This is a genomic window from Nonomuraea sp. NPDC023979, from assembly GCF_040639085.1.
GTDB classification, from domain to species: Bacteria; Actinomycetota; Actinomycetes; order Streptosporangiales; family Streptosporangiaceae; genus Nonomuraea; species Nonomuraea ceibae.
Map to the genome: position 1 here is coordinate 19,972 of NZ_JBEZZG010000059.1, position 10,313 is coordinate 30,284.

A 10,313-nucleotide genomic window follows, 5' to 3' on the forward strand; every position below is an offset into this window, starting at 1 on the left:
GAAGAAGGGCGTCCAGCGCCCGCAGGGCACCGGCCACGCCCATCCGGGCGCCGAGCTCGTACCTGTCGATCAGCTCGGTGAGGGGCGTCCCATCGACACGGGCGACGACTTCGAGGGCGTCGAAACCGAGCTCGTCACGTCCCTGATCATCCCACCCTGGTCGAGGTCGGGTCAGGGGGTCAGAGAGGGCGCGGGTCAGGTGGGGGAGGTGGCGGCGGCGGGGACGGTGGGGTCCGTGGGGGCGGAAAGGCGGCGCAGGCCGCGTACCGGTCTGATCAGCAGCAGGGCGGCCGACACGCCGACCGTCACCACCGCCGAGCCCAGCAGGAAGGTCTGCGGCTCGACCACCAGGGCCGCCGGGCCGGCGAGCGCCTGGCCGACCGCCATGCCCGCGACCGACCCGGCCACCTGGTAGGCGGAGACCCGGTTGAGGACGTCCGGCGCGACGAGCGTCTGCACGCTGGTCGACCACATGACCGACCAGAACGCCATCGCGCATCCCCCGATCACGTGGCCCGCCATCAGCGTCGGCAGCGGCGCGCCGAGGGCGACGGTCAGCGGCACCGGCGCGTAGCCGATCAGCGCGATCGCCCCGGCGGCCAGCGGCCGGGCCGGGCGCAGCCGGATGGCGACCACGCCGCCGATCACCGTGCCGAGGCCGAGCGCGGCCATCACCCAGCCGTAGTCGGCGCCGATGACCTGCGACGACAGCGGCACGGACGGCCCGACGACCAGGACGCCCCAGAACACCCACACCAGGATGACCGACCACATCCAGCTCCTGGCCTTGAACTCGTGCCAGCCCCGGCGCAGGTCGGCCAGCACGTTCGAGGGTTCGGGCCTGGGCACGGTGACGCGGACCAGCAGCAGGCAGATGGCGCTGACCAGGAACGTCCCGGAGTCCAGCGCGTACACGAACACCGGGCCGGCGGCGAGCACCAGGATTCCGGCCAGCGCGGGCCCGGCGAGCTGGGTGATGGCCTCGGCGATCTTCAGCGTGGCGTTGGCCCGCTGCGGGTCACGGGCGACGAGCGGCACCATGCCGTTGACGCCGGGCTCGAACATGCCGGCCCCGATCCCGGAGAGGAACGCCATCGCCAGCAGCAGGCCGTACGGCGGGGCGCCGTCGAGGAAGGCGACCGCCACCGTGGCCTGGGTGAGGATCCGCAGCAGATCCGCGACGATCATCACGGTACGGGCGCCGATGCGGTCGGCGAGGACGCCGCCGAAGAGCATGACGAGGACGGCGGAGGCGGTCCAGAGGGCCAGCACGTAGCCGACTCCCGCGATGCCGTACACCTGGCCGACCGCGAGGGCGGCGGCGACCGGCATCATGGCGTCACCGAGCAGCGAGATCGTCCGGGCGCCGAAATAGAGGGTGAAATTCCTCGTCCACATAAGCAACAATTGTGGATATTTCCAGATCAGGGCGCTGGTGTCCCAGATGACATCATTGGGTACATTTGCGCCATGCTCCTCGCGCCACCCCTGGACCTGCCCTCGGCCACGCTCCCCGCCTGCCCCCCGCCGCCTCCGCCGCTCGACCCGCACCGCGTGGTCGCCCTCGTCGGCGAGAACCAGGAGCTCTACCCCGTCACCTCGGCCTCGGCGGTCTTCGGCTACCAGGGACGCGAGATCCCCCAGCATTACAGCTTCCGCCTCTGCGCCGAACGCCCCGGCTCGCTCACCACCACGCTGGGCGCCCCCATCCACGTCGAACACGGCCTCGACGCCCTCGACACCGCCGACACCGTCGTCATCGCGAGCTGGACGGTCGCCCCCACGCCCGCCGTGCTCGACGCCGTCGCCGGGGTCCACGCCCGCGGCGGCCGGATCGTCGCCGTCTGCGCCGGGATCTTCATCCCGGCCGCGCTCGGCCTGCTCGACGGCCGCCGCGCCTCCGTCCACTGGGACCTCGCCGCCGACCTGGTCGCGCGCCACCCCCGCATCGTCCCCGACGACACCGTCATCTACGTGGACCACGGCGACGTCGCCACCGCCGGGGCCTCGGCCGCCACCCTGGACCTCTGCCTCCACCAGGTCCTCCAGGAGCACGGCGCGTCCCACGCCATGCGCGTCGGCCGCCAGCTCGCCGCCGGGCCGCACCGCGAGGGCTGCCAGCGCCAGTACCCGCCGCTGCCGACGGCCGGGCCCATGCCGGACTCCCTCGCGCCGCTGCTGGAATGGCTGCTCGCGCACCTGTCCGAGCCCGTCACCGTCGAGGACATGGCCGCCTTCTCCGGCGTCTCCCCGCGCACGCTCACCCGCCAGTTCGCCGACCAGCTCGGCGTCCCGCCGGCCCGCTGGCTGCTGGAGCGCCGCCTGGCCGCCACCCGCGCGCTCCTGGAGGACACCGACCTGCCGGTGGAGACGATCGCCGCCCGCGTCGGCCTGTCCTCGGCGGTCAACCTGCGCCGCCGCTTCCACGCCGCGCTCAACACCACCCCGGCCGCCTACCGCCGCGCCTTCCGCTGACCGGCCCCGTACCAGGCTCGGCCGGGGGCGGCTACGGGGCGCGGTCCTCCGGGTCGGGGGCGGAGCCGCCGGCGACGAGGGCGTCGCCGAGCTCGGAGCGCAGGTAGAGGACCGAACGGCCGTGCCGCGCGCTGGTGAGCAGGCCGGCGTCACGCAGCGCGCGCAGGTGCTGGTTGACGGCCGAGGTGGTGACGCCGAGCCGGCCGGCCAGCTCGGTGGAGGAGGCCGGGGTCGCGAGCGTCGTCAGCAGGCCCGCGCGGGTCGCGCCGAGCAGTCCGGTGAGCGCCGCGGGGGAGCGGTGCGTCTCCGTCTGCCAGAGCGTGCCCGCGCCGCGCGTGCCGTACATGATCAGCGGCGGCTCCTCCGGCGAGATGGGCGCGGTCACCCCCCGGCCGAACAGCGTCGGCACGAGGGTGAGCCCCTCGCCGCCGGTGGAGCGCCGGTAGCCGGCGTTGGTGGTCAGGCGGACGCGCACCACGCCGCCGTCGAGGGAGACGCGTTCGCTGAGCCCGGCGAACATGGCCGCCAGGCCGTGCGCCGAGATGACCTGCGCCCGGTGGATGATGTCGGCCTGCAGGACCGTGCGCATCCTCGGCCACCAGGGCGCGAAGCAGGCGTGCCAGTACGCGCGCAGCGCCGTGGTGATGCGCTCGCGCACGGCGGCCGGGTCGCCGCGCAGCGGCTCGGGCAGCTCCCCTGGATGCAGGGCGCGCAGGTCGTCGAGCATGCGCTCCAGGGGGACGCGGGCGATGGCGGCGAGCTCGTCGTCGATGCGGGTGAGCGGCGCGTACGGCCGGGGCGTCAGGTAGTCGGGCGACCACATGGACGCGTTCGTGAGGGCGTGGAGCAGGGGCAGGTCGAGCCCGGCCCGGACCCGCTCGGTGCGCCGCAGCCAGGGCAGGTGGACGGGATAGCGCCCCGGGTCGCGGAACGTGCGCAGGGACAGCGTCAGCTCGTTGACGGGCGAGACGGCGAAGCGCACGTCGGCGACGTCCATTCCGGCGAGCTCATACGAGATCAGCCCGCCGCCCGGGACCATGACCATGTAGCCATACCCTACATCAATTCGCCCATCGGTCCCGATACGGCACAAAGGGGACCGTGATCCGTACCTTCTTCCCCGAGGACCGCGTCGGCCGCTCGCTCACGCTGAGCACGATGGCGTTCGCGCTGTCCAGCGGCGTCTTCTACACCGTCAGCACGCTGTACTTCACGCTCGTCGTCGGGCTCGCCCCCACCACCGTGGGCCTGGGGCTCGGCATCGCGGGCGGCGCCGGCGTGCTGTCCTCGTACGTCTCGGGACGGCTGTCCGACCGGCTCGGCGCGCATCGCGTCCAGGTGGCGGCCACGGCGCTCAACGGCGCGGCGATGCTCGGCTACACGCTCACCTCGGACGCCGTCGCGTTCACCGTGGTCGCCTGCCTGGCGACGGCGATGCGGTCGGCCAGCGGCACGTCGAAGCAGGCGATGCTGGCGCGCTGGTACACCGGCCCGGAACGCGTCGAGGTGCGGGCCCGGATGCGCGTGGTCACGAACGTCTTCATCGGCCTGGGCACCGTGGCCGCCGCCGCGGCGCTCCTGGCCGGCACCGCCGCCGCCTACCGGGCCGCGATGCTCGTCTCCGGCCTGCTGCTGCTGACGGCGAGCGTGCCCCTGGCGCGGCTGGGCAGCCGGGTGCCGGAGCTGGCCGGACGGATGGCCGCCCCGGCCGGTCCGGCGAAGGGCGCCGCCGCCGGGCCCTCGCCGCTCAAGGACCGCACGTACGTGGCGAGCGTCGCGTGCAACACGGTGGTGGCCATGCAGTTCGGCCTGATGACCGTCGGCGTGCCGCTGTGGGTCGCCTCCACCGAGGCCCCGACCGCCCTCGTGTCGGTGCTGCTCGTCCTCAACACCGTGGTCGTGGCCCTGCTCCAGGTGCGCTTCTCGCGCGGCGTGCACGACGTGCGCCGCGCCGGGATCGCCGTCCGCCGCGCGTCGTGGCTGCTCGCGCTCGCCTGCGGGGCGTACGCGCTGGCGGGCTACGGGAACGTGGCCGTCGCGTGCGCGCTGCTCCTGGTGGCCGCGTTCGCCCACACGCTCGGCGAGATCCTCGGCGAGGCGGGCGGCTGGGGCATGGCCTTCGAGCTGGCCGACCCGCGCAGCGCGGGCGCCTACCAGGGCCTCAGCCAGACCGGCTACTCGATCGCCGCGATGGTCTCGCCGGTGCTCGTCACCGCCACCGCAGTCGAGCACGGGACCGCGGGCTGGCTCGCGCTGGCCGTGCTGTTCGTCGCCGGCGGCACCGGGGCCGCGGCCGTCGCCCGCCGGCACCGCCCCGCGCCCGCCGCGGACGGGCCCCCGGCGGTCAGCGAGCCCGTCGGCTCGCCGCCCGCCTGACAGGCGCGCCGGGAAGACTTGACCATACGATGTTGCCCGGCTGCCCGGAAAGGGCAGATCGTCGGAGACGATCATCCGCTCGGACGACCTGAGGAGCTGGTGTGCAAGACATCCTGTCGAGGATCTCGGACTTCGTCTGGGGACCGTTCCTGCTGATCCCGTTGCTCCTGCTGACGGGCCTCTACCTGACGATCATGCTGCGCGGGCTGCAGTTCCGCAGGCTGTTCTACGCGTTGTGGCTGGCGCTCATCCGGCGCAAGGAGCCGGGCGGCGTCGGCGACATCACCCACTACCAGGCGCTGTCGACGGCGCTGGCGGCCACCGTGGGCGTCGGCAACATCGCGGGCGTCGCCACGGCCATCCACTTCGGCGGGCCCGGCGCGCTGTTCTGGATGTGGGTGACCGGCCTGGTCGGCATGGCGACCAAGTACTCCGAGGCGTTCCTCGGCGTCCGCTTCCGCCGCACCGACGCCAGGGGCGAGCAGAGCGGCGGCCCGATGTTCTACCTCACCTACGGGGTGGGCGGCAGGTTCGGGGCGACGCTGGGCGTGCTGTTCGCGGTGTTCGGCGCGCTGGCGGCGTTCGGCATCGGCAACATGGTGCAGTCCAACAGCGTGGCCGACGCGATCAACGCGCAGTGGGACGTGCCCATGTGGCTGACCGGCGCGGTCATCACGGTGCTGGCCGCCGTCGTCATCCTGGGCGGCATCAAGAGCATCGGCGCGGTCACCAGCGCCTTCGTCCCCGTGATGATCGTCTTCTACATCCTCGGGGCGCTGTGGATCATCATCGCGAACGTCGGCGAGCTGCCCGGCGCGCTCGCGCTGATCTTCACCGACGCCTTCACGGGCACCGCCGCCACGGGCGGCTTCGCGGGCGCGGGCGTCCTGCTGGCGATCCGGTACGGGGTCGCCCGCGGCATCTTCTCCAACGAGTCCGGCCTCGGGACCGGCGGGATCGCCGCGGCGGCGGCCAAGACGACCGAGCCCGCGCGGCAGGCGCTCGTGTCGATGACGCAGACGTTCATCGACACGCTCGTCGTGGTCAGCATGACCGGCCTGGCCATCGTCGTCACCGGCGCCTGGCGCAGCGGCGAGAACGGCGCGCCGCTGACCACCCTGGCCTTCAGCCACGGCCTGCCCGGTCAGTGGGGCGGCATCGTCGTCACGATCGGCCTGGTGTTCTTCGCGTTCTCCACGCTGCTCGGCTGGGCGTACTACGGGGAGCGGTGCATGGACCGGCTCTTCGGGCGGGTGGCGGTGACGCCGTACCGGCTGCTGTTCATCGTGCTGATCTTCACCGGCACGGTGCTGGAGCTGCAGACGGTGTGGACGTTCTCCGACATCATGAACGGCCTCATGGCGCTGCCCAACCTCATCGGCCTCATCCTGCTGTCGGGCCTGGTCGTCCGCGAGACCCGCGCGTACTTCGCCAGACCGGACTGGCGGGACGACACGGTGTCGCGGTGAGTCCACGCGCCCTCACCGCGGCCGGCGCCCGGACGGCCCGCGCCACCAGGGCCCTTGGTCCCGGACCTCTGTTTGAAACAACTGTTTACGGCCGCTGGTAGGATCGCCCGAATGGGAGTCCCTGAGGATTTGCTGGCCGCGGCCAAGCAGTGCCTGTCCGAGCGCGGCTACGCCCGCACGACGGTGCGCGACATCGTCGCCGTCTCCGGCAGCAACCTCGCCGCGATCAACTACCACTTCCGCTCCAAGGACGCCCTGCTCACCCAGGCGATGATCGAGACGACCGGGGAAGCGGTCGCCGAGGTCCTCAAGGCGTTCCCGGACGACTCCAAGCAGTGGTTCGAGGCGTTCTGGGGGGAAATGATCGAATCGTTCCGGGCCAATCCGATGGTGTGGCGCGCCAACGTGGAGACGCTCGCGCAGGCGCCCCACCTGCCCGAGGTACGGGCCCGCCTGACCGAAGGGCAGGCGCTCGCCCAGCGCGAGCTGGGCAGGCGGCTGCCGCACGGGGACGAGGCGGGCGCGCAGGTGCTGCTGACGCTGTTCATCGGCCTGCTGGTGCGCTGGCAGCTCGACCCGGACAACGCCCCGTCGGCCCGCGACCTGGTCGCCGGGATCCGCTCGGTGGCCGAGGCCGCGGGCGGCTAACGCATCGCGTGCCGCCCGGCGGGGTCCGGCTGGGCCGGCGGCGGCGTCGCGCGCCGCACGGAACGCAGCAGGACTGGCGCGAGCACCGCCATCAGGCACAGGCCCGCCGCGGCGGCGATCATGGCGTAGTGCTGGCCCTGCGTGAAGGCCACCCGGGCCGCCCCGGCCAGCGCGCTCCCGGCCGCCTCCGGCAGGTGCCGGGCCGTCTCCAGAGCGCCGCCGAGGGTGTCCATCGCGGGCGCGGGCGCGCCGGTGCCGGCGAGGTGGCCCCGGTAGACGGCGGTCCCGATGCTCCCCAGCAGCGAGATGCCGAGCGCGCCGCCGAACTCGGTGGCCACCTGCGACAGCCCGGCGACCGACCCGGCCCGCTCCGGCGGGGCGGTGGCGATGATCAGATCCGAGGAGACGGTCAGGACGAGCGTCACGCCCCCGGCCATGAGCATGATCCCGGCGATCAGCAGGCCGCCCTGGCCGGTCACGTCCAGCATCGAGAGCACCGCGAACCCGCTCGCGCCGACGAGCAGCCCCACGCAGACCACCAGCCCGGGCCGCACCCTGCGGACCAGGACGGGGGCCAGCCCGGCGGCGAGCATCGCTGTGCCCGCCGACGGCAGCGCGTACAGCCCGGCGATGAGCGGCCTGGCGCCCATGACCATCTGCAGATACTGGGTGGTGAACAGGCTGGAGCCGACCATGGCGAAGACGCCGAGCGTGTTGGCGCTGATGGCCGCGGTGAAGGCGCGGCTGCCGAACAGGCGCACGTCCAGCAGGGGATCGGCGGCCGAGCGCTGGCGGCGGACGAAGGCCACGCCCAGCGCCAGCCCGGTGACGACGGCGAGCACCGGGGCCCAGCCGAGGCCGTCCTGGGCGATGTGCTGGATCCCGTAGATCGCCGGCAGGATCGCGCCCAGTGACAGGGCCACGCTCACCAGGTCGAAGCGCCCTGGACGCGGGTCACGCGACTCGGGGAGCAGCAGCGGCGCCAGGACCAGCAGCAGCGCCATCACCGGCAGGTTGACCAGGAACACCGAGCCCCACCAGAAGTGCTCCAGCAGCGCGCCGCCCATCAGCGGGCCCAGCATGGCGCCACCGGCGAACGCGCCCGTCCAGATGGAGATCGCGACCCGGCGCTGGCCGTCGTCGTGGAACATGTTGCGGATCAGCGACAGCGTCGAGGGCATCAGGGTCGCGCCGCCCACCCCGAGCAGGGCCCGGGTGACGATGAGCAGGTCCGCGCTGGGGGAGAAGGCGGCGACCGCCGAGGCCGCGCCGAAGGCCGCCGCCCCGGCCAGCAGCAGCCGCCGCCGTCCGATCCGGTCGCCCAGCGTGCCCATCGGCAGCAGCAGCCCGGCCAGCATGAACGGGTAGATGTCGATGATCCACAGCAGCTGGGCGCCGCTCGGCGCCAGTTCGGCGCTGATGAACGGCAGCGCGTACGACAGCACGTGCAGGTCGACGGAGATCAGGAGCACGGGCAGGACCAGGACCGCCAGCCCGATCCACTGCTTGCGTCCGGCCCTCATGGCCGGCCCGCCCGGCCGAGGGGGTGCGGGGGGTGTGGGACCGCGGTCGTCGCGGTGGGTGATGTCATGCCGCCGACCATACACACGTTTGGCACAGTCGTGCAAAACGCTTGTTTGTGACGGTTGTTTGGATAGGGTGGCGGCATGACCGAGCGAGACGACCCGGCCCCGGCGATGCCGTCGCTGACCCTGCGTCAGGCTTTGCTGATCGTGGACGCGGTGAACGGCCTGGCCCCCACCGGCCGCCTGGCCAGGGCACGCCTGCTGGCGCGGGAGGTGGCGGCGGTGATCGCGCTGGGCGCGCCGGAGGTGTGGGCCGACGACGGGCGCGCCCTGCTGGGCCTGATCGGGACCTGGACGACCGGCGAGCGCCTGGCCGTCATCGACGCCGCCGAGCGGTTCTGGGCGTCCGCCGAGGGCGGCTACGAGGAGGGGCTGCGCGAGGCGGGCCTGCTGCCCGGGGCATGAACCGGGCGGGAATCCGGCCGTGCCCGGCGCCGGAGAGTGAGCCGGGCCTCCGTCATCGGTGGCGGACGACGCCCGTCATCGTGGTGCCGCCGGCGGGCACGCTGTTCACCGTCACCAGCCCGCCCACCTCGGCGAACGCGGCGCTCAGCGCGGCGATCCGCGACGCCGGCCACGGCTCGCCGCCGCCCTCGTGGCTGACCGTCAGGCGCACCCCCCGGGCGCCCGACGTGCAGGCCACGTGCACCACCGCCGGCCGCTCGCCGTCCTCGACCGCGCCCAACGCCTCCCGCAGCGCCCGCGCGAGCGCCCCGGCGACCCGCGCCGGCACGGGCGTGCCGGTCCAGAGCCACGCCTCCACGGGGACGCCGGTCCGCTCCGACCAGGCGGCCAGCACCTCCGCCACCGTCGCGGGACGGCCGGGCGCACGCGTCCCGCTCACCGCGACCGGACCGCCATCCGCACCCCGATGACCCCGTACGTGCCCACCAGCCAGGCGGCGCTGACGTACGTGGACACGACGCCGCCGCCGAGGATCTGCGCGGCCATCGTCACCGGGAACCAGCACCCGGCCACGAGCGGCAGCCACCGCATCGCCCCCCGGTAACGGCCGGTCACCGCGACCGCCACGCCGAGCACCAGCATGCCGAGCATGCTCAGCGGCCAGCACCCGTCCAGAATCATCAGCCACAGCGGGAACTCGTCGTGCGTGGCGTAGCCGAACGACAGCGCGTTCAGCAGGAACGCCCCCGGCAGCAGCGCGAGCAGGACGACGGGCACGGCCCGCCCGGCCCGGTCGCCGCCGGCCCGGTCGGCCCGCAGCCGCCACACGAACGCCCACACCCCGGCCGCGAACATCATGCCGGTGACCGTGTCCAGCGTCTGGATGCCCTCCTGGATCTTCTCCCCGACCACGAGCGTGCCCACGGCCCAGGCGCTCGCGCCGGCCGCGAGCAGCACCCCGGCCGTCCGGGTCGCCGCCCGTCCGTCGGGGACCCTCGCGGCGAGGGTGGTGTCGTGCGGGCTCTCTGACATGGGGCGCCTCCGTCGTCGCGGGCCCCGGCCGGGCGCCGGGGCGGCCTCCACGGTCGCGCCGCCGCGTCCCGGGCCACCAGGGAACGCCGCCATCCCCGCCGTCCCGGCGCTGTCCCGGACCGGACGGGACAGGAGTCCCGGCCGATCCGGGATCGCGGTCACCTCCCGCCGGCGGCGGCGCGTGCCACGCTAGGGAGGTGTTCAGGTATCGCGCGGGCCGCCGCGTCCCGGGCCACCAGGAAACGCCCCCGCCCCCGTCCCCGCCGCCCCGCGACCCGGCGCGGACGGCCGCCGTCGCCGTCGCCGCCGCGGCGGGCCTGGC

Annotated in this window: 10 protein-coding genes; 5 read left to right on the forward strand and 5 right to left on the reverse strand. The window is 74.0% G+C overall.

All coding sequences use genetic code 11. The features are described from left to right. Positions 1-195 precede the first annotated feature (195 nt). Positions 196-1,398 (reverse strand): MFS transporter, encoded by a 1,203-nt coding sequence (locus tag AB0G11_RS47755; protein WP_219510950.1) that lies wholly within the window; start codon positions 1,396-1,398, stop codon positions 196-198. A 72-nt stretch (positions 1,399-1,470) separates the two neighbouring features. Here AB0G11_RS47755 and AB0G11_RS47760 point away from each other — a divergent pair, with 72 nt between their 5' ends. Continuing rightward, positions 1,471-2,475: a helix-turn-helix domain-containing protein gene (locus tag AB0G11_RS47760; RefSeq protein ID WP_219510952.1), complete on the forward strand. Its 1,005-nt coding sequence runs from the start codon at positions 1,471-1,473 to the stop codon at positions 2,473-2,475. A gap of 31 nt (positions 2,476-2,506) precedes the next feature. Here the strand turns inward: AB0G11_RS47760 and AB0G11_RS47765 are convergent, their stop codons facing one another. Beyond that, complete coding sequence (locus tag AB0G11_RS47765; protein WP_357593843.1) at positions 2,507-3,520, reverse strand: DUF5937 family protein; 1,014 nt, start codon at positions 3,518-3,520, stop codon at positions 2,507-2,509. Positions 3,521-3,576: 56 nt separating this feature from the next. On the opposite strand from AB0G11_RS47765, the gene AB0G11_RS47770 reads away from it, so the two are divergent. The 3 genes from AB0G11_RS47770 to AB0G11_RS47780 all read left to right on the forward strand — a co-directional run bounded on the left by AB0G11_RS47770 (position 3,577) and on the right by AB0G11_RS47780 (position 6,968). Further along, complete coding sequence (locus AB0G11_RS47770; RefSeq protein ID WP_357593845.1) at positions 3,577-4,851, forward strand: MFS transporter; 1,275 nt, start codon at positions 3,577-3,579, stop codon at positions 4,849-4,851. 101 nt (positions 4,852-4,952) lie between these two features. After that, entirely contained in the window at positions 4,953-6,320 is a 1,368-nt protein-coding gene (locus AB0G11_RS47775; protein ID WP_219510959.1) for a sodium:alanine symporter family protein, read from the forward strand. 111 nt (positions 6,321-6,431) lie between these two features. Beyond that, complete coding sequence (locus AB0G11_RS47780) at positions 6,432-6,968, forward strand: TetR/AcrR family transcriptional regulator (protein ID WP_219510961.1); 537 nt, start codon at positions 6,432-6,434, stop codon at positions 6,966-6,968. Here AB0G11_RS47780 and AB0G11_RS47785 read toward each other — a convergent pair. Then, on the reverse strand, positions 6,965-8,491 hold the full coding sequence (locus tag AB0G11_RS47785) for an MFS transporter (RefSeq protein WP_219510962.1): 1,527 nt from the start codon (positions 8,489-8,491) through the stop codon (positions 6,965-6,967). The two genes, AB0G11_RS47780 and AB0G11_RS47785, sit on opposite strands and share 4 nt — an antisense overlap. Positions 8,492-8,635: 144 nt before the next feature. On the opposite strand from AB0G11_RS47785, the gene AB0G11_RS47790 reads away from it, so the two are divergent. Further along, positions 8,636-8,959: a hypothetical protein gene (locus AB0G11_RS47790; RefSeq protein WP_357593847.1), complete on the forward strand. Its 324-nt coding sequence runs from the start codon at positions 8,636-8,638 to the stop codon at positions 8,957-8,959. 52 nt (positions 8,960-9,011) lie between these two features. Here AB0G11_RS47790 and AB0G11_RS47795 read toward each other — a convergent pair whose 3' ends face one another. Both AB0G11_RS47795 and AB0G11_RS47800 read right to left on the reverse strand, forming a co-directional pair. Next, positions 9,012-9,398, reverse strand: coding sequence for a hypothetical protein (locus tag AB0G11_RS47795; protein ID WP_219510966.1), 387 nt, complete (start codon positions 9,396-9,398; stop codon positions 9,012-9,014). Then, complete coding sequence (locus AB0G11_RS47800; protein ID WP_219510968.1) at positions 9,395-9,991, reverse strand: hypothetical protein; 597 nt, start codon at positions 9,989-9,991, stop codon at positions 9,395-9,397. Before AB0G11_RS47800 ends, AB0G11_RS47795 begins: the two co-directional genes overlap by 4 nt. Positions 9,992-10,313: the final 322 nt, after the last annotated feature.

Excerpts from the sequence above, each read along its gene's own strand:
- AB0G11_RS47800 (WP_219510968.1), bottom strand. The coding sequence starts at position 9,991 with ATGTCAGAGAGCCCGCACGACACCACCCTCGCCGCGAGGGTCCCCGAC.
- AB0G11_RS47785 (WP_219510962.1), bottom strand. The coding sequence starts at position 8,491 with ATGAGGGCCGGACGCAAGCAGTGGATCGGGCTGGCGGTCCTGGTCCTG.
- AB0G11_RS47765 (WP_357593843.1), bottom strand. The coding sequence starts at position 3,520 with ATGGTCATGGTCCCGGGCGGCGGGCTGATCTCGTATGAGCTCGCCGGA.
- AB0G11_RS47780 (WP_219510961.1), top strand. The coding sequence starts at position 6,432 with ATGGGAGTCCCTGAGGATTTGCTGGCCGCGGCCAAGCAGTGCCTGTCC.
- AB0G11_RS47760 (WP_219510952.1), top strand. The coding sequence starts at position 1,471 with ATGCTCCTCGCGCCACCCCTGGACCTGCCCTCGGCCACGCTCCCCGCC.
- AB0G11_RS47755 (WP_219510950.1), bottom strand. The coding sequence starts at position 1,398 with ATGTGGACGAGGAATTTCACCCTCTATTTCGGCGCCCGGACGATCTCG.
- AB0G11_RS47790 (WP_357593847.1), top strand. The coding sequence starts at position 8,636 with ATGACCGAGCGAGACGACCCGGCCCCGGCGATGCCGTCGCTGACCCTG.